This window comes from Pseudomonas sp. 91RF, assembly GCF_003576265.1.
GTDB lineage: Bacteria > Pseudomonadota > Gammaproteobacteria > Pseudomonadales > Pseudomonadaceae > Aquipseudomonas > Aquipseudomonas kribbensis.
In genome coordinates, this window is sequence record NZ_QWFC01000019.1 from 31,553 (window position 1) to 58,505 (window position 26,953).

The 26,953-nt window shown below is 60.1% G+C and carries 23 protein-coding genes; 6 read left to right on the plus strand and 17 right to left on the minus strand.

The features are described from left to right. Positions 1–225 precede the first annotated feature (225 nt). On the plus strand, positions 226–1,617 hold the full coding sequence (locus tag DXT77_RS07170) for a Fic family protein (RefSeq protein ID WP_119427152.1): 1,392 nt from the start codon (positions 226–228) through the stop codon (positions 1,615–1,617). Here DXT77_RS07170 and DXT77_RS07175 read toward each other — a convergent pair. The 4 genes from DXT77_RS07175 to plsB form a co-directional block, all read right to left on the minus strand. Beyond that, positions 1,614–2,303, minus strand: a complete 690-nt coding sequence (locus DXT77_RS07175; protein ID WP_119427153.1) for a DUF4197 domain-containing protein — start codon at positions 2,301–2,303, stop codon at positions 1,614–1,616. The genes DXT77_RS07170 and DXT77_RS07175 overlap by 4 nt on opposite strands. A gap of 25 nt (positions 2,304–2,328) precedes the next feature. Next, positions 2,329–2,727, minus strand: a complete 399-nt coding sequence (locus tag DXT77_RS07180; protein ID WP_119427154.1) for a YbaY family lipoprotein — start codon at positions 2,725–2,727, stop codon at positions 2,329–2,331. A gap of 45 nt (positions 2,728–2,772) precedes the next feature. After that, entirely contained in the window at positions 2,773–3,459 is a 687-nt protein-coding gene (locus tag DXT77_RS07185; RefSeq protein ID WP_119427155.1) for a hypothetical protein, read from the minus strand. Between the two features lie 92 nt (positions 3,460–3,551). After that, a complete protein-coding gene (plsB, locus tag DXT77_RS07190) occupies positions 3,552–6,050 on the minus strand; it encodes a glycerol-3-phosphate 1-O-acyltransferase PlsB (RefSeq protein WP_119427156.1) in 2,499 nt (832 codons plus the stop codon). Between the two features lie 237 nt (positions 6,051–6,287). On the opposite strand from plsB, the gene DXT77_RS07195 reads away from it, so the two are divergent. Further along, positions 6,288–6,497 carry a cold shock domain-containing protein gene (locus tag DXT77_RS07195; RefSeq protein ID WP_007954750.1) on the plus strand — a complete coding sequence of 70 codons (210 nt, stop codon included), beginning with the start codon at positions 6,288–6,290 and terminating at the stop codon, positions 6,495–6,497. Between the two features lie 153 nt (positions 6,498–6,650). Here DXT77_RS07195 and DXT77_RS07200 read toward each other — a convergent pair whose 3' ends face one another. The 4 genes from DXT77_RS07200 to DXT77_RS07215 all read right to left on the minus strand — a co-directional run bounded on the left by DXT77_RS07200 (position 6,651) and on the right by DXT77_RS07215 (position 11,872). Continuing rightward, complete coding sequence (locus DXT77_RS07200) at positions 6,651–7,028, minus strand: hypothetical protein (protein WP_039769649.1); 378 nt, start codon at positions 7,026–7,028, stop codon at positions 6,651–6,653. 76 nt (positions 7,029–7,104) lie between these two features. Beyond that, the gene (locus DXT77_RS07205; protein ID WP_119427157.1) at positions 7,105–7,914 is read right to left on the minus strand and encodes a putative RNA methyltransferase; all 810 of its coding nucleotides are present in this window, start codon (positions 7,912–7,914) and stop codon (positions 7,105–7,107) included. Continuing rightward, positions 7,914–9,065, minus strand: coding sequence for a succinyl-diaminopimelate desuccinylase (gene dapE, locus DXT77_RS07210; RefSeq protein ID WP_119427158.1), 1,152 nt, complete (start codon positions 9,063–9,065; stop codon positions 7,914–7,916). Before dapE ends, DXT77_RS07205 begins: the two co-directional genes overlap by 1 nt. Before the next feature lie 215 nt (positions 9,066–9,280). Then, positions 9,281–11,872: a glycosyltransferase gene (locus DXT77_RS07215; protein ID WP_119427159.1), complete on the minus strand. Its 2,592-nt coding sequence runs from the start codon at positions 11,870–11,872 to the stop codon at positions 9,281–9,283. A 273-nt stretch (positions 11,873–12,145) separates the two neighbouring features. On the opposite strand from DXT77_RS07215, the gene tcdA reads away from it, so the two are divergent. After that, positions 12,146–12,964, plus strand: a complete 819-nt coding sequence (gene tcdA / locus DXT77_RS07220; protein ID WP_119427160.1) for a tRNA cyclic N6-threonylcarbamoyladenosine(37) synthase TcdA — start codon at positions 12,146–12,148, stop codon at positions 12,962–12,964. A gap of 88 nt (positions 12,965–13,052) precedes the next feature. Here the strand turns inward: tcdA and DXT77_RS07225 are convergent, their stop codons facing one another. The 4 genes from DXT77_RS07225 to DXT77_RS07240 all read right to left on the minus strand — a co-directional run bounded on the left by DXT77_RS07225 (position 13,053) and on the right by DXT77_RS07240 (position 16,159). After that, the gene (locus DXT77_RS07225) at positions 13,053–13,457 is read right to left on the minus strand and encodes a SufE family protein (RefSeq protein ID WP_119427161.1); all 405 of its coding nucleotides are present in this window, start codon (positions 13,455–13,457) and stop codon (positions 13,053–13,055) included. Continuing rightward, positions 13,454–14,659, minus strand: a complete 1,206-nt coding sequence (locus tag DXT77_RS07230; RefSeq protein WP_119427162.1) for an aminotransferase class V-fold PLP-dependent enzyme — start codon at positions 14,657–14,659, stop codon at positions 13,454–13,456. The genes DXT77_RS07225 and DXT77_RS07230 overlap by 4 nt, the downstream gene beginning before the upstream one ends. Before the next feature lie 125 nt (positions 14,660–14,784). Beyond that, the gene (gene dapD, locus DXT77_RS07235; RefSeq protein ID WP_119427163.1) at positions 14,785–15,819 is read right to left on the minus strand and encodes a 2,3,4,5-tetrahydropyridine-2,6-dicarboxylate N-succinyltransferase; all 1,035 of its coding nucleotides are present in this window, start codon (positions 15,817–15,819) and stop codon (positions 14,785–14,787) included. A 31-nt stretch (positions 15,820–15,850) separates the two neighbouring features. After that, positions 15,851–16,159: an arsenate reductase gene (locus DXT77_RS07240; protein ID WP_042607053.1), complete on the minus strand. Its 309-nt coding sequence runs from the start codon at positions 16,157–16,159 to the stop codon at positions 15,851–15,853. A gap of 260 nt (positions 16,160–16,419) precedes the next feature. Here DXT77_RS07240 and DXT77_RS07245 point away from each other — a divergent pair, with 260 nt between their 5' ends. Next, entirely contained in the window at positions 16,420–18,051 is a 1,632-nt protein-coding gene (locus DXT77_RS07245; protein ID WP_119427164.1) for a Na+/H+ antiporter, read from the plus strand. A gap of 24 nt (positions 18,052–18,075) precedes the next feature. Here the strand turns inward: DXT77_RS07245 and DXT77_RS07250 are convergent, their stop codons facing one another. The 5 genes from DXT77_RS07250 to map form a co-directional block, all read right to left on the minus strand. Next, positions 18,076–18,834, minus strand: a complete 759-nt coding sequence (locus DXT77_RS07250; protein WP_119427165.1) for a hypothetical protein — start codon at positions 18,832–18,834, stop codon at positions 18,076–18,078. 182 nt (positions 18,835–19,016) lie between these two features. Continuing rightward, on the minus strand, positions 19,017–19,745 hold the full coding sequence (locus DXT77_RS07255; protein WP_119427166.1) for a M12 family metallopeptidase: 729 nt from the start codon (positions 19,743–19,745) through the stop codon (positions 19,017–19,019). A gap of 167 nt (positions 19,746–19,912) precedes the next feature. Continuing rightward, positions 19,913–21,112: a succinyldiaminopimelate transaminase gene (gene dapC / locus DXT77_RS07260; protein ID WP_085712836.1), complete on the minus strand. Its 1,200-nt coding sequence runs from the start codon at positions 21,110–21,112 to the stop codon at positions 19,913–19,915. Positions 21,113–21,233: 121 nt separating this feature from the next. Then, on the minus strand, positions 21,234–23,936 hold the full coding sequence (locus DXT77_RS07270) for a [protein-PII] uridylyltransferase (protein ID WP_119427167.1): 2,703 nt from the start codon (positions 23,934–23,936) through the stop codon (positions 21,234–21,236). A gap of 40 nt (positions 23,937–23,976) precedes the next feature. Continuing rightward, positions 23,977–24,759 (minus strand): type I methionyl aminopeptidase, encoded by a 783-nt coding sequence (gene map / locus DXT77_RS07275; protein ID WP_119427168.1) that lies wholly within the window; start codon positions 24,757–24,759, stop codon positions 23,977–23,979. 373 nt (positions 24,760–25,132) lie between these two features. Between map and rpsB the strand changes: the two genes are divergently transcribed. Both rpsB and tsf read left to right on the plus strand, forming a co-directional pair. Further along, complete coding sequence (rpsB, locus tag DXT77_RS07280) at positions 25,133–25,870, plus strand: 30S ribosomal protein S2 (protein WP_003222119.1); 738 nt, start codon at positions 25,133–25,135, stop codon at positions 25,868–25,870. Between the two features lie 190 nt (positions 25,871–26,060). Next, entirely contained in the window at positions 26,061–26,924 is an 864-nt protein-coding gene (gene tsf / locus DXT77_RS07285; protein WP_085712838.1) for a translation elongation factor Ts, read from the plus strand. The last annotated feature ends 29 nt before the right edge of the window (positions 26,925–26,953 follow it).

The following is a 26,953-nucleotide window of genomic DNA, read 5'->3' on the forward strand; positions in this document are numbered from 1 at the left end:
TTCGTCGAACGGCGCTTCGCGCCTACCCCCGGATAAATCCCTCCACTCAGCCTGCCGATGGGGCCGGCACGTCAAAAGCGGTACTCGAGCTAACGCTCATCGTGTTTGAGTGGCTATGGGCTGCGGTGTCTCCTACAGCTTTTTCAGAATCCTCTGATATTGAGGCGGTTCGGTCTGGGTGTTGTACTCGGTTCTCTGTTTTTATGAGTGGTCGAGAGGTTTTTCATGAAGAAGCCGCCAGTGTTGAAAGGACGCTCAGATCCGGTGTTCGACCTATTGGCGCGGGCGCCGCACAAGCAGTATCTGGTGGATTATCTGGCGTTGCTCAAGCCTCTTGATGATCGGGGGCGTTATTTGCCTTTCGAGGATTTGCGCTATCGCTGGGCGCCGGGGCTGGACGCTCGTTTGTGTTGGGCGCTGGTGAAGAGGGCGAGGGTTGCGCAGTACATCAATCTCCTGCCATTGGGTGAGCCGCCGCAGTGGGGCAAGTATTTGCTGACACCCTCGGCACGGAAAACCCTTTCGGCCGTCGATCTGCAGACGACTTCCGCTTCGCTGGAATGCATGACCGGGCAGATTGGCGAACGGTCGCATTTCAGTTATTTGCTCAATGATCTGATCGAAGACGAAGTGATCGCCAGCAGCCAGTTGGAAGGTGCGGCAACGACCACGCGGGTTGCCAAGGACATGCTCAAGTATCAACGGCAGCCGCGCACGCCGGATGAGCGCATGGTCATGGGCAATTACAGGATGATGAATTTCGCCTGGGAAAACCGTTACCAACCCTTGAGCGTCGACTTGATCGCAGCAATGCATCGGGTGGGCGTCGAGGGGATCGATGACGCGCAATACAGTCCCGGTTTGTTCAGGACGAACGATGAAGTGGTGGTACAGGACGGCGAGGGCAACACGGTGCATACACCGCCGCCCGCTGTCGGGCTGGTGATGCGTTTGCAGAGACTCGTGCGCTGGATCAATCAGCCACTCGGTTCACCTCAGGAAAAGGACTACCTGCACCCGTTGATCAAGGCGATCACGCTGCATTTTTCTCTGGGCTACGAACATCCGTTTCGTGATGGCAACGGACGGGTTGCGAGGGCGTTGTTCTACTGGTTCATGTTCAAGCACGAGTTTTCGGCATTTCGCTACATTGCGATCAGTCCTTTGCTGCGCAATGCGCCGGTGAAGTACGGACGGTCGTATTTGCATAGCGAGGCCGATGAGCTGGATCTGACGTATTTCATCGAGTTTCAGTGTTCGGTGATTCAGCGTGCGGTCAGTCGCTTCACGGATGTCTACCGCAAAAGCCTGGCGTACACGGAAGACTTTGAGCGCTGGCTGATGGCGTCGGGTTTTTTCGAGCGGCTGACGCAAAGGCAGCGGGCGCTGTATCAGGTGGCCAAGAGCGGAGTGGCGAAGGAGTTTACGGCGAGCAACGTGAGGGAACGCTTGGGTTGTTCTTGCAGCATCGCGATGTCAGCCCTGAATGGACTGGTCGAGTTGCAGGTCTTCGAGAAAAGGAAAATGGGCAGCGAGTGGGTGTTCTTTTTACGCAGTCCAGCCAGTGTGTTGAAGGACGGGAGCGAGTTGTCTCGCTCCCGTGCAGCGTCGGCCTAGAGCGTACCAAACACCTTCTTCGCCAGACTCGTCGCCGCAGCGGCCGGGTTCTTGCGGATGGTTTCTTCCTGTTTGCCGATCATCTCGAACAGGCCGTTCAGCGCTTGTTCGGTCACGTAGCTTTCGATGTTGGCGCTCTTCGCGTCGACCACACCCAGCGTCGCAGCCTGGCCGGCGAAGGAGTTGTACTTCTGTGCTACGCCTACCTTGTCGGTCGCCTGTTTGACGATTGGCAGGAACTTCGCGCGGATCTGTTCGCGGCTGGACTTGTCCAGGTATTGGGTGGCGGAGTCGCTGCCACCGCTGAGGATGCCTTTGGCGTCGGCCACGCTCATTTTCTTCACGGCATCCACGAGGATCGGCTGGGCCTGGGTCACGGCGGTTTCCGCCGCCTTGTTCATGGCGGTTTCCAGTTCATCGACCTGGGCGCCCATGCCGAACGCTTTCATCTTGCCGGCGACTTTGCCGAGTTTACCGGGCAGTTCGATTTTTACGTCCGGGTTATTGCTGAAGCCACCCGGCGTGCCGAGTTGTTTGACGGCCAGTTGCGCGCCCTGGGTCAGGGCATCCTTGAGGCCGCCGGTGGCGTCGCCCTGCGACAGGTCGCTGAGGGACAGGGCCATGGCGCTGGCGGAGATCATCAGGCCCGCGCACAGGCCAGCGAAGCGAAGGGTAGGGCGGAGCATCAAGGCTTCCTTGTTCATAAGAGCGTTAGCGGGCGGCGTCGACGCGGATCTTCAATGGCTGTGGATCCTTGCCATCAAGTTGCACGGCATGGTTTTCGGTGGTGATGAACATCAGCTCGCCGTTGACCTCGATGCGTGCGCTGACCGAGTAGCGGTGGCCGGGTTTGACCAGGGCCGGATCGTAGCTCAAATGGAACGGCAGCGGCACTTGTCCCTTGATCGGGCCTTTCTGTTCATCGAGCACGACGGCCGGCGCATCGGCCAGCGAAACGTCCTGAAGGCTCACACTCAAGGTCGCGCTTGGCGGCAGGGCGATGCGTTGCAGGTAGAACACTTCGCCGTCGAGGCTCGCTTTTCCGCTCGGTGTAGTGGACTGGCAGGCGCTCAACAGAGTGGCGGCGGCGAGAAGAGAAAGTTTTTTCATGGGGACCTCAAAAGACTTGGGCGCCAGAGGGGCGCCCAGAGAAATCTAGCGGATTTTGGAAAGTGAGTCAGTGAACAAACGTAACGGTTCATTCAGCCACTGATCGATTGCCCGCAACAGGCGCGATCGGGGCCGACGTGTCGCTGGTACAAGTTCGATAGCTTCAGGGAATACAGTAAGCCGTTGGTGGTATCTGTTTTCAATGCCGGTCAGTGCATAGCGTTTGCCTGGCACCACATGTTCCGGATCATATTCAAGATAAAACGAAGTGGCCGTTTCCTCATCGTGAGAAACGCGCGCCAGTTCGACATCGGGACTTTCGTTTTCATGCAGGCTGATGGTGATTGCCTGTTCGGGGGGAATCATTTCGGGTTCCTGCACTTCAACGTACAAGTAACCGATCGGACTCAGATGCAGCGTCTGGCGATGGGGCGCCTGATGAACAATGACGAAGTGATCCTGCTCCAGCAGCAAGGGTTGTCCATTGTGAAACAACTGGATGGTGACGCGGTATTTGACGCTGACTTCACTGTGTCGGTGCGGGAACCGGAAGTTCCACTGGCCGTCGACGATGGAGGGATATCGCCACTGTTTGACACTTGTCGTTTGCAGGGTACTGATCAGTTGAACATCGACGACGGTTTCATTGTTTCCGTCGAGAGGGGCGTTGAAGTCAGGTGGAAGGCTGAGGGTTACATTGATGGTCTGGGGTGATTCATTCAACAGGCTCATATCGAATTCCTTATCGATTAAAAAGAACCCATTAATTCATAAAACAACTAACCGGAAAACGATCCGGTCTGCCGGTTAGTTGTCCTCAAGTTTCAGGAAGCCGGCGAGGTTGCAGTTTCCGCCGCATCCTCACTGCGATGTAGCGCCACCTGACGGATCGACAATCGAATCTCCGCAGGCAACACCCGTTTCGCTGCGCCTTCGGCCAGTTCTCCAAGCAGTTCGTGATAACTCAACTTGCCCGCTTCGTCGCGACGCAGCACGTCGAGATCGAGCATCGTCTGGATGAAGTGGCGGAACAGGCTCTTGTCGAAGAACTCCGGTGCGTTCAGGCCATGCAGGATCGACAGGCGCTGGGCCATGACCGTGCACAGGTCTTCCAGTTCTTCGGCGCTGATGGTGTTCTGGCCGGCGTTGAGCAACAACGACACGGTCATGTAGAAGCGTTGCAGGGTCTGGGCGATGCTCTTCGACAGCAGGGTCAGCAGCACGAAATGCCGCGAGCTTGGCGCCGGGCGCAGGTACACGTCTTTCTCGAAACGCAGCAGGCCTTGTTCGACGAACGCCTCCAGCCACTGGTCGATAACCGCATCCAGTTCGTCCAGGCTCCAGCGGATGAACAGTTCCGCCTGCAGATACGGATACAGCGCACGGGTGTAGCGCAGGATCTGCTCGCGGCTCATGCGCGAAGTGCTCTGGAAGAAACTTGCCAGCAGCGCCGGCAGGGCGAAGATGTGCAGCACGTTGTTGCGGTAGTAGGTCATCAGGACGGCGTTCTGCTCGTCCAGATAGAGAATCTTGCCCAGCGCATCGTTCTGCTCGGACAGCAGGTCCATGTCCTTCACGTGTTCGATCAGCGCCCGGCCATCGCCTTCCGGCAATGTGGTGTGCGGCGAGTACGGGACCTTGCGCAGCAGCGCCAGGTACAGATCCAGCACCCGCGCCATGGCCCGGTCATCCAGTGCCAGACGAGTGGTCGACAGCAGCGCCAGCGCCACCAGGTTGACCGGGTTGATCGCCGCCGCTTCGTTCAGGTGCTGCGCGACTTTCTCGCCGAGGCGATTGGTGGTTTCGTTAAGCCATGCCGGTTTGAACTGCGGGCCCAGCTCCTGCTGGCGCCAGCCCGGCTGTTCGCTGTCGAGGAATTCCGCCAGTTTGATCGGCTCGCCGAAGTTCACCGCCACCTGGCCGAAGCGCTGCTTGAGCGCGCCGATGACTTTGAAGATGTCGAAGATCGATTCTTTCTTCTTGCTCGCGCCACGCAGTTCGCCGAGGTAAGTCCGCCCTTCAAGCACGCGTTCGTAACCGATGTACACCGGCACGAACACGATCGGCATCCGCGAGGAACGCAAGAAGCTGCGCATGGTGATCGCCAGCATCCCGGTTTTCGGTTGCAGCATGCGCCCGGTACGCGAGCGGCCGCCCTCGACGAAGTATTCGACCGGGAAGCCCTTGGTGAACAGGGTGTGCAGGTATTCGTTGAACACCGAGGTGTACAACGGATTGCCCTTGAACGTACGGCGCATGAAGAACGCACCGCCACGACGCAGCAGGCTGCCGATCACCGGCATGTTGAGGTTGATCCCGGCGGCGATGTGCGGCGGGGTCAGGCCGTTGCGAAATAGCAGGTACGACAGCAGCAGGTAGTCGATGTGGCTGCGGTGGCACGGCACGTAGATCACTTCGTGACCCTGGGCGACCTTCTGCACGCCTTCGATGTGGTTGACCTTGATCCCGTCGTAGATCTTGTTCCAGAACCAGCTCAGCACCACTTCCAGAAAGCGGATCGCGGTGTAGGTGTAGTCCGAGGCTATCTCGTTGCCGTAGCGCAGGGCCTGGGCCTTGGCTTTTTCCGGGGAGATGTTTTCGCGCTCGGCTTCATCGAGGATCGCTTGCTTGACCAGCGGCTGGTTGAGCAGGCCTTTGACGAGGTTACGGCGGTGGGAAATGTCCGGGCCGATCACCGCAGCCTTGAGGTTGCGGAAGTGCACCCGCAGGATCCGCTGGGCCATGCGCACGGTGCGCTCGTGGCCCTTGTTGTGCTCGATCAGCTCGCGCAGGTGGATCGGCGCGGAGAACTGCACGCGGGTCTTGCGCCCCAGAATCATGATGCTCAGTAGCCGACGCAGGCGCCCGGTGACGGCCCAGCTGTCGGCGAACAGCAGTTTCCACGGGCTGTTTTCGCTGTCAGGCGACTGGCCCCAGAACACGCTGACCGGAATGATCTGCGCATCTTCGGCGGCATTCTGGCTGAGGGCGCTGACCAGTCGGGTCAGGGTCGGCGGTGCGCCGCGTTTGTCCTGGCGGCCGAGCCAGTCCGGGTCCGGCGTCAGATAGAAGAACGCCGCCGGTTCGATCAGCGAACCCACTGACACCGGCAGCACCGGGCGCGGCAGGCCGGCCTTGGTGCACTCGGTGTCGACCACCGCCAGATCGGTGAGCGATGGGTTTTGCAGGACGTAGAACACCGGACGACTGCGGTCGAGGTTGAGGGTGAACGACGACTGGTTGATCGTCTCGGAGCGAACCCAGAGATACAACAGTCGGCGCAAGGTGCCAAACACAAGACGGCGGAACGGGGAACGGGTCATACGGCTTCTGCGTGAGTGGATAAACCGAGCGTTTGCTCGGGCGGTCGACAGTTTGCCGGATTACTCGAAAATCGGCAAAAAAGCGGCGAAGTAATCTCCTGTTGAGAGTTTTGCCGCCTGTCATATACTCGGCGGTCTGTCGCCGGGGCCCTTTTATGGACGTCGGACGCAGGCTGACGTTCCGCAAAGGCTTTCCTGCGAAAAGCCTGTTCAATAATAAAAAAGGAGTATGAACAGATGGCAACACGTGAAACCGGCAACGTGAAGTGGTTCAACGACGCCAAGGGCTACGGCTTCATTCAGCGCGAAGACGGGGTGGACGTGTTCGTGCACTACCGCGCGATCCGCGGTGAAGGCCACCGTTCGCTGACCGAAGGTCAGCAGGTTGAATACGCGGTGGTGGAAGGGCAGAAGGGGTTGCAGGCTGAAGACGTTGTAGGCCTGTAACGCAAATCTTCAGAACACCAAAAATCATTGTGGGAGCGAGCCTGCTCGCGATTGCGGTGTATCAGTCAGCCTTGATATCGACTGACACTACGCAATCGTCGGAACGCCGCCCGGAGCAGGCTCGCTCCCACATTGGCATTGTGTTGCTGGTTTTTAAGCAGTCTTCCAGGTGATCTCTTCTTCACCATCGGCGCTGATCCGGATCCAGCGGTCCGCCGTCTCTTCACCTTCTTCTTCAACCCACGTCCCCGGTGCGCAGCGCACTTCGACGTTCAGCGCGGCAAAGGCTGCGCGGGCGCAGGCGATGTCGTCGTCCCATGGGGTCGCATCGCTTTCCAGGTACAGGCTGTTCCACTTGCCCACGGCTTTCGGCAGCCAGGTCACCGGGATGTTGCCGGCCTTGCACTTGTAGGTCTGACCTTTCTGTACCCAGTCGCTGCACGGGCCGAGGGCGGCGCCCAGCCAGGCGGAAATGGCCTTGTGGTCGACGTCGGCGTCTTTCAGGTAAATCTCGATGTCCGGTTGGCGCATGGATATCCTCACTGCGGGTCTGAAAAATCCATTCGCGGATTTAGCCGGCCCCGGGCTGCTTGCCCGAGTCCAAAAGTTATTGAAGAACGAAATAATCGTAGCGCATCGACACGGTGGTCACGAACGGCTCGGCCTGCTCGATCACCGCCGCACGGCGCTCGGCACTGGCGCGCCAACCGTGGGGCGTCATCGCCAGCAGGTTGGCGCGATCCTCGGGCTTGTCCAGCGTCAGCTTGAATTCCAGGGTTTCACTGTGTGCCAGCGCCATGCCATCCGGCACCAGGGCCAGGTGCTTGTCGTCGGTGTACTCGCGCACTTCGTCGTACAGGCGTTCGCGTAGTTCCATCAGATGGCCGCTGGTCGGGCCGACTTTCATCAGGCCACCGCCCACGCTGAGCAGGCGCTTGGCCTCTTCCCAGTCCAGCGGACTGAAGACACTGGCCAGAAACTGGCAACTGCCGGAGGCCAGCGGCACCCGGGCCATGCTGGCGATCAACCAGGTCAGCGCCGGATTGCGTTTGCAGGCGCGTTTGACCGCTTCCTTCGAGATATCCAGCGCGTATCCGTCAGCATCGGGCAAAGCCTCGGCGATCTGCGCGGTGTAGTAGCCCTCGCCACAACCGATATCGACCCAACGGGCCGGCGCATAACCGGCCGCCAGTTCCGCCAGGCGCTTGGCCACCGGCGCATAGTGGCCGGCGTTCAGAAAGTCGCGGCGAGCCTCGACCATCGCCTGGTTGTCGCCGGGATCGCGGCTGTTCTTGTGCTGCACCGGCAACAGGTTCAGGTAACCCTGACGCGCACGGTCAAAGCGGTGGCCGGCAGGGCAGGCCACGCCGTTGTCCACCGCGTTCAGCGGTTCACTGCAGATCGGACACGCAAGCATCAGGCGAGCAACTTGATCAGGGTCTGGTAGTAGATCTCGGTCAACACGTCGAGATCGGCCGCCAGCACCCGCTCGTTGACCTGGTGGATGGTCGCGTTGACCGGGCCCAGTTCAACAACCTGCGTACCCATGGTGGCGATGAAACGGCCATCGGAGGTGCCACCGCTGGTGGACGCCTTGGTCTCGCGACCGGTGATCTGCTTGATGCTCGACGACACCGCGTCGAGCAGCGCGCCCGGCTCGGTGAGGAACGGCAGACCGGACAATGCCCAGTCGATGTGCCAGTCCAGACCGTGCTTGTCGAGGATGTCGGCAACGCGTTTCTGCAGGCCTTCGACCGTCGATTCGGTGGAAAAACGGAAGTTGAACAACGCCACCAGATCGCCCGGAATCACGTTGGTCGCGCCGGTGCCGGAATTGACGTTGGAAATCTGGAAACTGGTCGGCGGGAAGAAATCGTTGCCGTGATCCCAATGCTCGGCGGCCAGTTCGGCCAGCGCCGGGGCAGCGAGATGAATAGGGTTCTTCGCCAGGTGCGGATAGGCCACGTGGCCCTGCACGCCGCGCACGGTCAGTTTGGCGCCGAGGGAGCCGCGACGACCGTTCTTCACCACATCTCCCACCAGCGTGGTGCTCGATGGCTCGCCGACGATGCACCAGTCCAGACGCTCGTTACGGGCTGCCAGACGCTCGACCACAGCCTTGGTGCCGTGATGGGCCGGGCCTTCTTCGTCGCTGGTGATCAGGAACGCGACCTTGCCCTTGTGATCCGGGTAGTCGGCGACGAAGCGCTCGGCTGCCACAGTCATCGAGGCCAGACTGCCTTTCATGTCCGCCGCGCCGCGGCCGCAAAGCATGCCGTGTTCGTCGATCACCGCGTTGAACGGGTCGATCTGCCAGGCGGTCACCGGACCGGTCGGCACCACGTCGGTGTGGCCGGCGAAGCACAGCACCGGGCCGTCGTTTTTGCCGTGAGTCGCCCAGAAGTTATCCACATCTTCGATGCGCATCGGCTCAAGGTTGAAACCGGCATCGCCCAGGCGCTGCATCATCTGCTTCTGGCAATCGGCGTCGACCGGCGTCACGGACGGACGGCGGATCAGGTCGATGGCGAGTTGGAGGGTCGGCGAAAGGTCGGCGTGGGCCGTCATGGAAAACTCCGGATTGAAATTGGGCGAGGGCCAAAGTGGGAGCCAGCCTGCTGGCGTTGGCGGTGTGTCAGTCAACATAAAGGCTGATTGTTACATTGCCATCGCGGGCCGGTCCGCTCCCACAGGGTTGGATATCACGCCAAGCCCCGCAAAATGGCGGTTATCTTAAAGCAAAACGGCGACCATTGGCCGCCGTTTAGTGCTTCGTCGAGGAATTAGACGACAGGTGCCGGTTCAGGCACCGCCGAAGGTTTCGGCAGCGACGAGAGGAACGCCATGATCAGCGCCGCCACATACGGCAGCGACTGCACCAGCAGCATTGCCACCCAGAAGCGCATGTCATTGCTCGGAATGCCCTGTACCAGGAAGATCCCCAGCGCCGCGCCCCACAGCAGCAGCATGATGAACAGCTCTTCCCGGGCTTCGGAAATCGCCACCCAGAAGCCATGGTTGTCGGCGTTTTTCGGCGTGCGGAAGAACGGAATGCTGCTGGTGAAGAAACCGTACAGCACCGCCTTGGCGATGGTGTGCGACAACGCCAGGCCGGCCAGTGCCGCGCAGAACGCATCCTTCAGGTTCACGCCCACGGCGCGACGGTAGAGGAAAATGATCTTGCCGACCTTGAACACGAACAGCGCCAGCGGCGGGATCGCGAAGATCAGCAGCGGCGGGTCGACCCGTTGAGGCACGATGATCATCGCCGCCGACCACAACAGCGCGCCGACAGTGAAGAAGATGTTCATGCCGTCCGCCACCCACGGCAGCCAGCCCGCGAGGAAGTGGTAACGCTGGCCGCGAGTCAGCTCGGTGTCCTTGCCGCGCAGCAGGCTGCGGGTGTGGCGCTTGATGATCTGGATCGCACCGTAGGCCCAGCGGAAACGCTGTTTCTTGAAGTCGATGAAGGTGTCCGGCATCAGGCCCTTGCCGTAACTGTCGTGATAATACGCCGCCGACAGGCCTTTCTCGAATACGCGCAGACCGAGTTCGGCGTCTTCACAGATGCACCAGTCGGCCCAGCCCAGTTCTTCCAGAACCGAGCGACGGGTCATGGTCATGGTGCCGTGCTGGATGATCGCGTCGCGGTCGTTGCGGGTGACCATGCCGATGTGGAAGAAGCCTTTGTATTCGGCGTAGCAGAGCTTCTTGAAGGTGCTTTCGTTCTGGTCGCGATAGTCCTGCGGCGACTGCACCACGGCGATTTTCGGGTCGGCGAAGTGCGGCACCATGTGCTTGAGCCAGTTCGGGTGCACGCAGTAGTCGGAGTCGATTACCGCGATGACTTCGGCGTCCTTGGCGGTGTGCGGGATCAGGTAGTTCAGCGCGCCGCCCTTGAAACCGGCCAGGGGCGAAACGTGGAAGAATTTGAAGCGCGGGCCGAGGGTTTCGCAGTAGTCGCGCACCGGTTCCCAGACCGCCGGGTCCTTGGTGTTGTTGTCGATGATCAGGACTTCGAAATCCGGATAGTCGAGGTTGGCCAGGGCGTTGAGGGTCTGTTTGACCATCTCCGGCGGCTCGTTGTAGCACGGCACGTGGATCGAGACTTTCGGGCGATAGTCCGAATCGCCGACCACCGGCAGGAATTCACGACGACGCTTGTGAATCCACACGGCTTCGGCCAGTTCGTGGGCCTCGGTCAGCAGCACGATGAACACCCCGAGCGCACCGAGCGCCAGCAGGAAGCCCACCGTCAGGCTGAACCATGTGCTGTATTGCTGGCTGTAGTCGTAGCCGATCCACACCAGCACCGAACCGCACAGGAACGCGATAAAGGTCAGGAAGGTACGGCCGCGCTGACGCAGGGCCGAGCCGTCGATCATCAGCAGGGTCAGCGACAACAGCGCCAGCACCACCGAACCGATGGCCAGCACGCGCCATTGCGGGATCGCCACCACCGGGCCTTCGAAGTTGAATTTCTGTTGGCGCGCGGCGTTGAACACGCCCCAGTAAGCGCCGACCGAACCTTCGTCGCTGGCCTTCCACGGCTGGTCAAACGCTTCGATCACGAAGTAGTTGAAGCCCTGGCGGTTGAGTTTGTTGACCAGCGTGCGCAGGTAAATCGCCTGATCCGCCGGCGACGCATCGGCGCCACCGCGCATGCGGCCGTTGCTCGGCCAGCCCACTTCGGACAGCAGCAGCGGCTTTTTCGGGAACATCTTTTTCAGGTCACGGGCGCGGTCGAAAACGAACTGCCCGGCCTTGTCCACCGGAATGAATTCCCAGTAAGGCAGAACGTGCGCGGCGATCAGGTCGACGTGCTTGGCCAGCTCCGGGTGTTCTTCCCAGACGTGCCACTGTTCGGAGGTGGTCACCGGCACTTTCACCGCAGCCCGCACGCGGTCGAGCAGCACGCTGAGTTCTTTGGCGGTGATTTCCTTGCGGAAGATCGCTTCGTTACCGACCACCACGCGAACCACGCTGCGTGAGGTGTTGGCCAGTTCGATGGCGCGGGTAATTTCCCGTTCGTTGCGTTCCTGGTCGGGGCTGATCCAGATACCCAGGGTCACGCGCAAGCCGAACTCTTCAGCCAGTTTCGGGATGTCTTGCAGGGAACCGTCGACCGAGTAGATGCGGATGTTGTCCGTCAGCTTGCTCATGATCTCAAGGTCGCGGCGCATTTCGTCGTCAGTCGGATACTGATCCTTCTGCGGGAACTGTCCTTGCTGGAACGGTGAATAGGAGAAACCGGAGATCTGCTCCGGCCAGTTCGGCGCGGAGACGGGGCGGTTGATCAGTGCCCAGAAACCGGTGAACAGGGCGGCGATTGCCAGAACCACCACCAGGTTGAGTCCAAATTTACGCGATGACATAGCTGTGTCGGGTTCCAAGGTCTGTGGAACGAAGGGTCGGCTGGTTGACGCCTGAGGGCGCGCATCCTACACCGGCAGTTCGCCGAGTCCTACAACAGATAGGGAAATGCCGGACGTTGGGCAATCCAACCCGACTTAAGTTCTTTCGTTTCAGCATGTAAGGCAAAACTTTGTTACGTGCAGCTTTAATTAAAGCAGGCAGGTTCGCCGTTCATAGCACAAAGGTGCTCTTGGCCGCCGACGGCCCTATAATGCGCGCCGGTTTTTGGGGTAATGGTCATGAGTACAGAAGATCCGCGGTTTGCTGGCATCGCCCGTTTGTATGGCATTGAAGGGATGGAGCGTCTGCGCGCCGCCCACGTGGCGATTGTCGGCGTTGGCGGCGTCGGTTCCTGGGCGGCGGAAGCCATGGCCCGTTGCGGGGTGGGCGAGATTTCCCTGTTCGACCTCGACGATGTCTGCGTCAGCAACGCCAACCGGCAGTTGCATGCGCTGGACAGCACGGTCGGCAAACCCAAGGTCGAGGTGATGGCCCAGCGTCTGCGCGGGATCAACCCGGACTGCAAGGTGCACGCCGTGGCAGACTTCGTCACCCGCGACACCATGGCCGAATACATCACGCCGAACATCGACTGCGTGATCGACTGCATCGATGCGGTCAACGCCAAGGCTGCGCTGATCGCCTGGTGCAAGCGCCGCAAGATCCAGATCATCACCACCGGCGGCGCCGGCGGGCAGATCGATCCGACGTTGATTCAGGTCTGCGATCTCAACCGCACCTTCAACGATCCGCTGGCCTCGAAAGTGCGCTCGACGCTGCGCCGCGACTACGGCTTCTCACGCACCGTGACCCGTCATTACAGCGTGCCGTGCGTGTTCTCCACCGAACAGCTGCGCTATCCGAAACCGGACGGCAGCATCTGCCTGCAGAAGAGCTTTGTCGGTGACGGCGTGAAGCTGGACTGCGCCGGCGGGTTTGGCGCGGTGATGATGGTAACGGCGACGTTCGGTATGGTCGCGGCGACCAAGGCTGTGGACAAGATTGTCGCAGGCGTCCGGCGCCCGGCGGATCGGGTCAAGCCTCAGGCTTGATGTGGCGCCTTAAGGCCTCTTCGCGAGCAGGCTCGCTCCCACATTGGAATGCATTCACATGTGGGAGCGAGCCTGCTCGCGAAAGCGATTAACCAGCCAACTCATTCATCCGCTTGAGCACGGCATTCAGGCCATTGCTGCGAGAAGGCGATAGTTGCCGCGACAGGCCGAGTTGATTAAACCAATCTGGCAGATCGATTTGCTGCAACTCAGCGGCAGACAAACCGTTGACCCGCAGCAGCAACAACGCCACCAATCCGCGAATCATCCGCGCATCGCTGCTCGCTGCGAACTGCCAGTGGCCATCGCGCAACTCGCCGACCAGCCACACCTGACTCTCACAGCCATGCACCCGGTTGGTGTCGCACTTGTCCCCATCGCTCAACGGCGGCAGACGATCACCAAACTGCATCAGCAACCGCGCCCGTTGTTCCCAACCGGCGGCGTTCTGAAAGGTTTGCAGCGCTTCGGCGGCCTCGACCGGCAGGCTCATCGCAACAACTCCAGCGCCTGATCCAGCGCTTCAAAGAAGCGCTCCAGATCTTCGGAATCGTTGTACAGCGCCAGCGACACACGAATCGCCCCGGCCAGTTCAAAGCGCTTGAGCAGCGGCATCGCGCAGTGGTGACCGGCACGTACGGCGATGCCCTGTTCAGTCAGCAAGTGCGCCAGATCAGCGTTGTGCACGCCTTCGACGACAAAACTGGCCAGCGCCAGTTGTGGCTTGCCCAGCAGGCGAATGCCATTGCGAGCGGCGAGGCCACGCAACAGGTAATCGTGCAGCGCGGCTTCGTGGGCGGCCACCGCGTCCAGATCCAGACCGGCGAGGTAGTCGAGGGTCGCGCCGAGGCCGATCACGCTGGCAATCGGCGGCGTTCCGGCTTCGAAGCCCAGTGGAGCAGGGCGGAAACGGGATTCGTGATAATTGGCTTCCAGCACCATTTCGCCACCGAACTGCCACGGCCGCAGTTGTTCGAGCGCTTCATTGCGCCCGAACAGCACACCGAGGCCATCGGGGCCGTACAGCTTGTGGCTGGAAAACACATAAAAGTCGCAACCCAGGGCCTGCACGTCATGCCGGCCATGGACCACGCCCTGGGCGCCATCGACCACGGTCAGCGCGTTCTGCGCCTTGGCCATCGCCAGCAAGGCCGGCAACGGTTGCCAGGCGCCGAGCACGTTGGACAACTGGCTGACCGCCAGCAGACGGGTGCGCGGACCGATCAGCTGAACGGCGGCGGCAAGGTCGATCACGCCGTCATCGTCCAGCGGCAGGATCACCAGTTTGAGGTCGCGGCGTTGTGCCAGTTGCTGCCATGGCAGCAGGTTGGCGTGATGCTCCAGGGCGCTGATGACAATTTCATCGCCCGGATGGAAAAGATGTTCCAGGCCATAAGCCAGGAGATTCAGCGCGCTGGTAGCGCCGTGGGTGAAGATGATCTGCCCGCTGTCACCGGCATTCAGCCACTGGGCGACCTTCAGGCGACTGTCCTCGAACGCCTGCGTGGCATGGGCGCCGGGCAGATGCTGGGCACGATGCACATTGGCCGCGCCATTGGCGTAGTAGTGTGCCAGCGCGTCGAGCAGAGCCAGGGGTTTTTGCGTGGTGGCGGCGTTGTCCAGGTAAGTCTGGTCTTGCCGTTGCAGGGCGGCGATGGCCGGGAAATCGGCGCGCCAGGGGGAGGGAATCATCATGCTTTCGAGCCCTGGTGAACTTGGGCGGGTTAACGCCGAACCCTGTGGGAACGGGCTTGCCCGCGAAGGCGATCTTTCGAACGCCATCGCAAACAGGCCAGCTTCCTCAGGTGAGCTTCTGGCGCTTAGTTGTGAGCGTGCAGCGCTTCGTTCAGTTCGATCGCCGATTTGTGGGTCTTGCATTCCACGGCACCGGTTTCCGAATTGCGACGGAACAGCAGGTCGGTCTGACCGGCCAGTTCACGGGCCTTGACCACTTTGACCAGGTTGTTGTTTTCGTCCAGCAGCGCCACCTTGGTACCGGCGGTCACGTACAGGCCCGACTCGACGGTGTTGCGGTCGCCCAACGGGATACCGATACCGGCGTTGGCGCCGATCAGGCAGCCTTCGCCGACCTTGATCACGATGTTGCCGCCACCCGACAGGGTGCCCATGGTCGAGCAGCCGCCGCCCAGGTCCGAACCCTTGCCGACGAACACGCCAGCGGAGACGCGGCCTTCGATCATGCCCGGGCCTTCGGTGCCGGCGTTGAAGTTGATGAAACCTTCGTGCATCACGGTGGTGCCTTCGCCCACGTAGGCGCCCAGGCGCAGACGTGCGGCGTCAGCGATACGCACGCCGGCCGGTACCACGTAGTCGGTCATTTTCGGGAACTTGTCCACCGAGAACACTTCCAGCAGCTCGCCGCGCAGGCGGGCTTCGAGTTGCAGCTCGGCCAGTTCGCTCAGATCGATGGCGCCCTGGCTGGTCCAGGCAACGTTTGGCAGCAGCGGGAAGATCCCGGCCAGGCTCACGCCGTGCGGCTTGACCAGTCGATGGGACAGCAGATGCAGCTTCAGATAGGCCTCAGGGGTCGAGGTCAGCTGAGCGTCTTCGGCCAGCAGGGTGGCGACCAGCGGCTTGTGGCTTTCGGCCAGACGTGTCAGCAGCTTGCCCTGGACGGCGTCGATGCCTTTCACGGCTTCAGCCAGTTGTGCGGCCTGTGCGGTGGTGAAGCTGATGGCCTGGTTGCCTTCGGTGTAGCCGAGGATCGGTGCAACGGCAGCGACCAGTTCAGCCGAAGGGTTGAGCAGCGGCTGGGCGTAGAACACTTCCAGCCATGCGCCTTGACGGTTCTGGGTGCCGACGCCGAAGGCGATACTGAACAGAGAGTTGGACATGTGAATACCTCTACAAAAAGTGACGGGCTGCTTACTTGAGCGCGGCCGCGTAGATATCTGGCTTGAAGCCAATCAGGGTTCGGTCACCGAGATCGAGCACCGGGCGCTTGATCATCGAGGGTTGAGCGAGCATCAGTTCGATGGCTTTCGACTGGTCGAGATCGGCTTTGCGTTCGTCGTCGAGCTTGCGAAAGGTCGTGCCTGCGCGGTTCAACACCGTTTGCCAGCCGTGTTCGTCACACCATTGGGTCAGGTGTTCACGGTCGATGCCGGCGGTTTTGTAGTCGTGGAAGTCGTAGCTGACAGCGTGTTCATCGAGCCAGGTGCGCGCCTTCTTCATGGTGTCGCAGGCTTTGATGCCGAAAAGGTGCAACGTTTTGCTTGAAACGGTCAAGGAATCGCCCCCTTTACAGGTTGCCGGAAAGAAAAGGTGACGGATTATGCCACGACCGGACGGTTTCGGCGTCGCCGCTGGCCGGGGTTTGTCCCATTGTCACTGGCCGCCGTCCACCGATGTGCGACATAGGTGCAACGGTCAGCCACAGCCTAAGCGGCTAATATGGCAGTTCAACGCTGTCGATTGTCCGGGATTTCCGCTTTATGCAAACCGCTTATACCGTCCTGATCCTGCTGATGCTGGTCAGCGTCTCGCGTCTGGTCGGACGGGTCATCCCGTTGCCGCTGCCACTGGTGCAGATTGCCGCCGGGGCCTTGCTGGCCTGGCCAACACTTGGCCTGCATGTGGCGCTCGATCCCGAGCTGTTCCTGTTTTTGTTTCTGCCGCCGCTGTTGTTCTCCGATGGCTGGCGCATGCCCAAGCGCGAATTGTGGCGCCTGCGTGGGCCGGTGCTGACGCTGGCGGTCGGGTTGGTGCTGTTTACCGTGGTCGGTGCCGGCTACTTCATTCACTGGCTGTTGCCGACGATTCCGTTGCCGGTGGCCTTCGCGCTGGCGGCGGTGCTGTCGCCCACCGACGCCGTTGCGGTGTCTGCGATTTCGCAGAACCGCTTGCCGACGCCGCTGATGCACATGCTGCAAGGCGAAGCGTTGATGAATGATGCTTCGGGTCTGGTGACCTTCAAGTTCGCTCTGGTGGCGGCGGTTACCGGTGCATTCTCGTTGGCCAATGCGAGCCTGACGTTTGTGCTGGTGGCGGTGGGCGGGTTGGCGGTCGGTGTCGCGCTGAGCTGGCTGGTGGGCCGTTTGCGCGCATGGATGATCGCCCGGGGCTGGGACGATCCGGCTACCCACGTGGTGTTCATGTTGCTGCTGCCGTTTGCCGCTTATGTGCTGGCCGAACGGCTCGGCGCGTCGGGCATTCTCTCGGCGGTGGCGGCGGGGATGATGCAGAGCTGGCTCGACCTGCTGCCGCGTCAGACCAGCACCCGCTTGCTCAACCGCAGTGTCTGGTCGTTGCTGGAGTTTGCCTTCAACGGTTTGATCTTCCTGCTGCTCGGTCTGCAATTGCCGGACATCATCAAGGCGGTGGTCAGCCACGAAACCTCATTGTGGCCGACGCTGCTTTATCGTTGCCTCGACGTGGTGGCGATTTTCCTGGCGCTGGTGCTGCTGCGCTTCATCTGGGTGCAAAGCATCTGGCGTCTGTCCGTGCTGCTGCGCCGTTTGCGCGGCAAGGGTGAATTGACTCAAGTGCCCACCGCCCGATCCTGCTGGCTGCTGACCGTCGGCGGGGTGCGCGGTGCGGTGACCCTGGCGGGCGTAATGTCGGTGCCGATGCTGATGGGCAACGAGGCCTTTCCCGAACGTGATCTGCTGATCTTCATCGCCGCCGGGGTGATCCTGATGTCGCTGGTGGCAGCCTGCATCGCCTTGCCGTTACTGCTGCGCGGAATCCAGAAAAGCCCCGACGACAAGCGTCGCCAGGAAGTCCGCGACGCCTGGCGCAAGACCGCTGAAGCGGCGATCCATGCGCTGGAGATCGAAGAGGTCAATCCGCAGGATGCCGCGCAAGCCGCACTGTCGGCGGAGCTCAAGGCGCGGATCATGTCCGAGTATCGCCATCAACTGGAGGTGTTCAACGACTCGGCCGAAGCCCAGGCACTGGCATTCCAGATGGACCTGCTTGAACGCCGCCTGCGTCTCAAGGCGCTGCGCGCGCAACGTCTTGAGTTGTACAGCCTGAGTCGTCAGCACCAGATTGGCGATGACGTGTTGCGGGAGGTGTTGGGCGAGCTGGATCTGAGTGAGGCGAATCTGGGGCAGGTCAAGTAATCGCATTGACCTGCCCCGTGCTGATTACGCCGTTTGTGTAGCGGGGTAGGGATAGGCCTTCGCCATGAACGCCTTGTCCTTATCGCTGAGCACCAGATTCAGATCGATCTTGAAGTCGCCGTGGGTCCAGTTCTGGCGCACGGCGTAATGCATGATCGACTTCGGATCGTAGGGCGAGTAATCGAACTCGCTGGCATCGAGCAGATTGAAGTAGCGTTCATCGACAGATCGGCGCGCGTAATCGTCCTCATCGGCGTCTTCGGCCACTCCGTGTGCGGCGTAAACCGCAGGCTTGTTCCAAGGGATGTTCGACTCGGGATGCAGGTGCTCATGTTCGGCACCCAGTGCATGTCCGAACTCGTGCATGACATTGGCGGCGAAAAATGCCGGGGCGAGCTGATGATCCGGAGACAGCCTCATAGTGGGTTCTTCTGCTTCGACCAGCAGCGCGTTGGTTCCGATCATCGACCAGTAAATGCCGGGTTCGCTGCTGATACGGATATCCCCTGACTCGCCGTCGACAAAATCGAACGTCAGGTTGATATGAGGCAGCCAGTTGTTGGCCGCAGCTTTGACGGCATCCTTGAACGCTTGATCACCACTCAGGAATGCGATGCGCAAGGTCCGGCCTGGTGCCCAGAAGTAACCGTGTTTCCCTACGGCTCGTTTTTTACGAGCGGATGCCGAGGTTTTTTCATTGGCTGGGTTCTCGGCTATAGCAACTTCATAAGCGTGTTGTAGCGAAACCGTTTTTTCGGTAAGGCAAAGTGTTGCGGAGTTCATGTCAAGTGTCCGTACTGATGTTGATCGAATAGGCTGTTGTCTATTCCGGGAAAGTTGGGCCGGATAACAGGAGGGTAAAGTTAAAGGGAAGTGCGGGCTGGAAAAAGTCGGGTTGTGTTGCGTGATATTGAAAGTTCGCGAGGTGTTGCGCCTGGCGAACTTTTTGTATCGGTGTCGGTTATTTATTTTGGATAGAGCAATCGCATGAGTCGTTTGTCTTTTCTACTGATCCGGCGGTTGATCGGCACCTCCCAGTCGCCCACTGTCAATGTGTTTGCCACCGGATGATGCATGATCGATTTCCGGTCGTAGGAAGTGTAGATCGCGTCCAGTGTGTCGAAGGACGCGAACAGGTTCCTGTCGACTTGCTCCTCGGTGAGCGGGTTCATTTGACGGTTCTTGTAGAACTCATAAACCTTTGGCTTATCCCATGGAATATTCGCCCTTGGGTGCTGATGTTCGTGCAAGGCGCCCAGTGCGTGACCGAATTCGTGAATCACGATCACCTCGAAGTCTTCATGTTCCGGTTTGACTCCAAGATTCATGGTGGGGTGGTCGGGGTGAATCAATAAAGCGTCGGTGCCCAACATCGAGCTGTTGTTATTATTTTTTGTCGCGATCCGGATGTCGCCTTTCAAGTCATCGACAAATTCAAACTTCAGGTTGATGTACGGCAGCCATTGTTTGGCCGCAGCGATAATCCTGTTCTTGTGGTCGGCATCCGGTGAATCCATGAAGGCAACTTTCAAGGTTCGGCCGTTGGCCCATAGTTTCGAATAGTTAACGATGGAGCGTTTACGTCGAGTTCCGGAGCTTGTACCGGCATTGGCGGGGTTTTCATTGATGGCTGCCGTATAAGCGGCTTGATCATCGGGCCATTGAATGAGTTGGCAATCCAGCAGATCGTTCATTTGCACTTCTTCCTTGAAGTTTAAGTTTTGAGTTTGTCTGGGCGCAGAGACGGGCGCGGCTCAAGACTAACGTCTGGCCGGAAGACAAGTGAGATAAATAGTTGGAGGATCTGTAACCCGATGTATGAAGCGCCCGTGCCGGATTGCCCGGCACGGGCGTTCAGGCCTTACTTGTGACGCAGGACGAAATCGCGGATGCGTTCGGCCGCTTCCACGCACTCCGCCAGAGGTGCGACCAGCGCCATGCGTACGCGGCCGGCCCCCGGGTTGACCCCGTCGACATCCCGGGACAAGTACGAACCCGGCACCACGGTGACGTGCTCTTCGGCAAACAGATCGCGGCAGAACGCGGCGTCATCGCCTTGCACATTCGGCCACAGGTAGAAGCTGCCATCCGGACGCTGCACATCCATCACCGGGCTCAGGATGGCCAGCACGGCGTCGAACTTCTCGCGATACAGCGCACGGTTGGCGCGCACATGCACTTCATCGTTCCACGCGGCAACGCTGGCCAGTTGGGTCTGAACCGGCATCGCGCAACCGTGGTAGGTGCGATACAGCAGGAAACCCTTGAGGATGTCGGCATCACCGGCAACGAAACCGGAACGCAGGCCCGGCAGGTTCGAGCGCTTGGACAGACTGTGGAACACCACGCAGCGCTTGAAGTCCTTGCGACCCAGTTCGGCGCAAGCGCTGAGCAGGCCTGGCGGTGGCGTCTGTTCGTCGAAGTACAGTTCGCTGTAGCACTCGTCGGCGGCGATCACGAAATCGTATTCGTCGGCCAGGGCGATCAGTTTTTTCAGCACGTCGACCGGGATCAGCGCGCCGGTCGGGTTGCCTGGCGAGCACAGGAACAGGATCTGGCAGCGTTTCCAGATGTCCGGCGATACCGCGTCGAAGTCCGGGTTGAAGCCGTTCTCGTCCAGGCATGGCAGGTAGTGCGGCTTGGCCCCGGCGAGGAACGCCGCGCCTTCGTAGATCTGATAGAACGGGTTCGGGCTGACAACCAGCGCGTCGTCGCCACGGTTGACCACGGTCTGGGTAAACGCGAACAGCGCTTCGCGGGTGCCGTTGACCGGCAGTACGTTGCGCGCCGGGTCGATCCAGCCACTCGGCACGTTGAAACGACGCTCGCACCAGGCGGCGATGGCTTCGCGCAGGGCAGGGATGCCGAGAGTGGTCGGGTACACCGCCATCTGATCCAGATTGTTGGCCAGCGCTTCGGCGACAAAGCTTGGCGAACGGTGTTTCGGCTCGCCGATGGACAGCGCGATCGGGCGCTTGTCCGGGTTCGGCGTGACGCTGCCGAGCAGGGCGCGGAGCTTTTCGAACGGGTAGGGCTGCAACTGGGTCAGAGCGTTGTTCATGAGGGCCTCGTTCAATGTGGGAGCGAGCCTGCTCGCGAATGCGGTGTGTCAGTCGACGATGATGTTGAATGTGACATCGCATTCGCGAGCAGGCTCGCTCCCACAGGGGGAAATGGTTGATTCAGATACTGATGCGCGACAGTTTGATATCGGGTTCCTGATTGACGCTGAGCTGCTCGACGATGGCATCCTGCAAACGGCTGCACAGCAGCGGGTCGGACAGCGGCTGATTGTGGGCGTCGGTGATAAAGAAGACGTCTTCCACCCGCTCGCCCAGGGTGGCGATCTTGGCGTTCTGCAGCGACAGATCGAACTCCAGGAAAATCCCGCCGATCCGTGCCAGCAGGCCCGGCCGGTCGGGGGCGGTGAGTTCCAGCACCGTCACCGGACGCTGGGCGTCGTTGTGGATCGTCACCTGTGGTGCGAACGCAAAGTGTTTGAGCTGACGCGGCACCCGACGCTGGATAATGGTCGGGTAGTCGTCCGGGTTGCGCAGTGCTTCGGTCAGACCGTCGCGGATCTGCTTGATCCGCAGCGGATTGTCGCCGATCGAATCGCCATCGGTGTCGAGCACGATATAGGTGTCGAGGGTGAACTGGCTGCTGGACGTGATGACCCGGGCGTCGTGAATGTTCAGATTGAGCTGATCCATCGCGGCCACGGTCACGGCGAAGAAATCATGCTGGTCCGGGGCATAGATGAAGATCTGTGTACCACCCTCGAATTCGCGCTGGGTGGTTTCCTTGATCAGCACCAGCGGGCCGCCGTCGGCCGGCTGCTGGAGAATCGCATCGCTGTGCCAGGCCACGTCGCCGGCGGTGTGACGCAGGAAATAGTCGTCGCCCAGTTGCGCCCACAATTGCTCGACGTCGTCCGGATCGGTGCCGCCGCGCACCAGAATATCCAGCGCGGCACTTTGGGTCTGGCGGATCTGTTCTTCGCGGTCCACCGGGTTTTCCAGGCCGCGGCGCAGGGCGCGCTTGGTCTCGGTGTAGAGCTGGCGCAACAGGCTGGCGCGCCAGGAGTTCCACAGGGTCGGGTTGGTTGCGTTGATGTCGGCCACGGTCAGCACGTACAGGTAGTCGAGGCGGGTTTCATCGCCGACGATCTGGGCGAAGTCATGGATCACCTGCGGGTCGGACAAGTCCTTGCGCTGGGCGGTGGTCGACATCACCAGATGGTTCTGCACCAGCCAGACGATCAGGCGGCTGTCCCACACCGGCAGTTGATGGCGCTGGCAGAACGCCTCGGCATCCACTGCGCCGATATCCGAGTGGTCGCCGTGCCGGCCCTTACCGATGTCGTGGTACAGGCCCGCCATATAGATCAGTTCGGGCTTCGGCAGTTTGGCCATGAGCTTGGCGGCCAGCGGGAATTTTTCCGATACCTGTGAGTACTGCAATTTGCGCAGGTGTTTGATCAGATTCAGCGTGTGGGCATCGACCGTATAGATGTGGAACAGGTCGTGCTGCATCTGCCCGACAATGAAACCGAACTCCGGCAGGTAGCGTCCGAGAATGCCGTAACGGTTCATCCGCCGCAGGTTGCGGTGGATGCCGATCTTGCACTTGAACAGCTCGATGAACAGGCTGGTGTTGCGGATGTCGTTGCGGAAATTGTCGTCGATCAGGTGACGGTTTTCCCGCAGCAGGCGAATGGTGTCGGCGCGCACGCCCTTGATTTCCGGCTGCTGGGCCATGAGCACGAAGATCTCGAGCATGGCAAACGGCGTGCGGCGGAACACGTTGTCGTTGCGTGCCTCGATGTAACCGTCGTGCAGTTGAAAGCGGGAGTTGATCGGCTGCGGCGGCGCTTCGTCTTCCGGGGCAAGGATGACTTCTTCGAAGTGCTGGATGATCAGGTCGCTGAGCTGGGCGATGCTCATCACCACGCGGAAATACTGCTGCATGAAGTTTTCGACAGCCTGCTTGGCGTCGTCACCTTCAAAACCCAACAGCCCCGCGATGGTGCGCTGGTGATCGAACAGCAAGCGGTCTTCGGAACGACCGGCCAGCATGTGCAGCGCGTAGCGTACTTTCCAGAGGAATTCCTGGGACGACGCCAACAGGGCGTTTTCACTCTCGACCAGGAAGCCTTCGCCGGCCAGGGCGCGCAGGTTCAGGGTGCCGTACTGGCGACGGGCGACCCACAGAATTGTCTGAATATCCCGTAGTCCGCCGGGCGAGCCTTTGACGTTGGGTTCCAGGTTGTATTCAGTGTCGTTGTATTTGTGGTGGCGGGCCTTCTGCTCGGAGCGTTTGGCCAGGAAGAACTCCTTGCTCGGCCACATGTGGGCGGTGCTGGTGACATCGAGCATACGCTGGCGCAAACACTCGGGGCCGCAAATGGTGCGGCTTTCCATCAGGTTGGTGACCACCGTCAGGTCGGCGCGGGCCTCTTCGGCGCACTCGTCCACCGAGCGGACGCTCTGACCGACTTCCAGGCCGATGTCCCACAACAGCGTGAGAAAGCGCTCGATGGAATCACGGAAGATTTCGTGGTCGGCGCTGTCCAGCAGAATCAGCAGGTCGATATCGGAATAGGGGTGCAACTCTCCGCGACCGTAGCCGCCGACCGCGACCAGCGCGATGTCGGCGTCTTCGCTCCAGTTGAACTGGTCCCAGGCCTTTTGCAGGATGTTGTCGACGAACCAGGCGCGATCCTCGATCAGTCGCCGGATGTCGCGGCCGCTGCGAAAGCGTGCATCGAGCACTTCGCGGGCCTGGCGGATCGCCTTCTTGAACGCCGCGATGGGACTCGCTTTCAGGGCCAGTTCAGCCTGGAACTGGCCGCGGTCGAAGAGTTCGGGATCCACCTGCGGCATCGATTGGCTTTCCTTCTATAGGCTGGGAACGGTGTCTGGATCAGGCCGAGATGCGCGGGATGGTATCGTCGCTGCGCAGGGTGAAGATCTCGTAGCCGGTATCGGTGACAAGCAAAGTGTGTTCCCACTGTGCCGACAGCTTGCGGTCCTTGGTGATCGCGGTCCAGCCGTCGCCCAGTACCTTGGTGTCGGCCTTGCCCTGGTTGATCATCGGCTCGATGGTGAAGGTCATGCCGGCCTTCAGTTCCATGCCGGTGCCGGCGCGACCGTAGTGCAGGATCTGCGGCTCTTCGTGGAACACCTTGCCGATACCGTGACCGCAGAATTCGCGCACCACGGAGAAGCCGTTCTTTTCAGCGTGCTTCTGGATGATCTCGCCGATGTCGCCGAGGCGGCAGCCGGGTTTGACGATCTCGATCGCCTTGTACATGCACTCCTGGGTGATCTGGGACAGGCGCTCGGCCCAGACCGGCACGGTGCCGACGTGGAACATGCGGCTGGTGTCGCCGTGGTAGCCGTCCTTGATCACCGTGACATCGATGTTCAGGGTGTCGCCGTTTTTCAGCGGCTTGTCATTCGGGATGCCGTGGCAGACCACGTGGTTGATCGAGGTGCAGATCGACTTCGGGTAGCCCTTGTAGTTGAGCGGGGCAGGGATGGCTTTCTGCACGTCGACGATATAGTCGTGGCAGATCTGGTTCAGCTCATCGGTGGTCACGCCCGGCTTGACGTGTTCGGCAATCATTTCCAGCACATCGGCGGCCAGTTTGCCGGCGACACGCATGCCAGCGATGTCCTCGGGAGTTTTGAGGGTGACGGTCATACAGGCTCTCTCTGCGCTCGACGGCGCTTGGTGATACGGACAGGGCGGCGTTTTTCGCCTGGCAGCCCTGAAAAACGCGATTCTAACAGACCAAAGGCGCAAATCCGCGCCTGCGTGCATCGCTTCTCTCTATACAATAGTGCGCGCAAGGCCGATTCCAAGGGGCCGGCATCCATGTCCCTGACGGGATTAAAGATTCCGGGTTCCGTTTGCGGCCTTGCTGTGGTATAAAATGCGCCGCTTTCCGGGGATAGCTCCGGGAGCATTAACCCACACACGTGTCGACACGATGGCCTGGGTGCCTTTGATCTTCGGATCGATGGTTGGTCATTGGGATACGTGGAGGCCCAACCCGACTTATCAAGGAACTATCATGTCCCAAGTCAATATGCGCGATATGCTGAAGGCCGGTGTGCACTTCGGTCACCAAACCCGTTACTGGAATCCGAAAATGGGCAAGTACATTTTCGGCGCGCGTAACAAGATTCACATCATCAACCTTGAAAAAACCCTGCCAATGTTCAACGAAGCTCTGACTTTCGTAGAGCGTCTGGCCCAGGGCAAAAACAAGATTCTGTTCGTCGGCACCAAGCGTTCCGCTGGCAAGATCGTTGCTGAAGAAGCAGCACGTTGCGGTTCGCCGTACGTCGATCACCGCTGGTTGGGCGGCATGCTGACCAACTTCAAGACCATCCGTGCTTCCATCAAGCGTCTGCGTGACCTTGAAGTACAAGCCGAAGACGGTACTTTCGCCAAGCTGACCAAAAAAGAAGCGCTGATGCGCTCCCGTGATCTTGAGAAGCTGGATCGCTCCCTGGGCGGCATCAAGGACATGGGCGGTCTGCCAGACGCACTGTTCGTGATCGACGTTGACCACGAGCGCATCGCGATCACCGAAGCCAACAAGCTGGGCATCCCGGTCATCGGCGTTGTCGATACCAACAGCAGCCCGGAAGGCGTTGACTACATCATCCCAGGCAACGATGACGCAATCCGCGCTATCCAGCTGTACATGGGTTCGATGGCTGACGCCGTTATCCGTGGTCGCAACAATGTTGCTGGCGGTACTGTTGAATTCGCAGCTGAAGAAACTCAGGCTGCAGCTGAGTAATTGACGCCCTGGCGTTGACTCAGTAAGCAAAAAGGGGGCTTGGCCCCCTTTTTGCCACCTCGAAAACCATCTGTCGGCAGCGCAGCTACAGCATCTGTAACGTGCAGCAGCTACAAGGTGGTTCGGGAAGAATTGAACGCCCGTTCGATCGGGTGGAATGGTTGAAAACCTATCCAAGAGGAATTTGAAAATGGCAGCAATTACTGCAGCGTTGGTCAAAGAACTGCGCGAGCGTACCGGCGAAGGCATGATGGATTGCAAGAAAGCCCTGGAAAAGGCTGGCGGCGACATCGAAAAAGCCATTGATGACATGCGTGCTTCGGGCGCGATCAAGGCTGCCAAGAAAGCCGGCAACGTTGCCGCTGAAGGCGCCATCGCTGTCAAGGCTGACGGCAAATCCGCCGTTCTGCTGGAAGTGAACTCGCAGACCGACTTCCTGGCCCTGCAGGACGACTTCAAGAACTTCGTCAGCGAAAGCCTCGAAGAAGCCTTCGCTCAGAAGCTGACCGACGCGGCTCCGCTGATCGCTTCGCGTGAAGCTGCTCGTGAAGCCCTGGTTGCCAAGTGTGGCGAAAACGTCAACATCCGTCGTCTGGCGCGTGTTGAGGGTGACGTTGTAGGCGCTTACCTGCACGGCAACAAGATTGGTGCTGTGGTTGTTCTGAAAGGCGGCGACGTCGACCTGGCCAAGAACATCGCCATGCACGTTGCAGCTTCGAACCCGGAGTTCCTGGATGCGTCGGAAATCTCCGCCGAGGCCATCGAGCGCGAGAAGAACGTATTCCTGCAGCTGAATGCCGACAAGATCGCCGGCAAGCCGGAAAACATCGTTGAGAACATGATCAACGGTCGTATCACCAAGTTCAAAGCCGAAGCCTCGCTGAAAGAGCAAGCCTTCGTCATGAACCCTGAAGTCAAGGTTGGCGAGCTGGCCAAGAAAGCCGGTGCCGAAATCGTTTCCTTCACCTACTTCAAAGTAGGCGAAGGCATCGAGAAGCCAGTTGACGACTTCGCTGCCGAAGTTGCCGCTCAAGTGGCTGCCGCCAAGCAGTAAGACGGTTCTTCAACTGTCGCCCGAAAGAG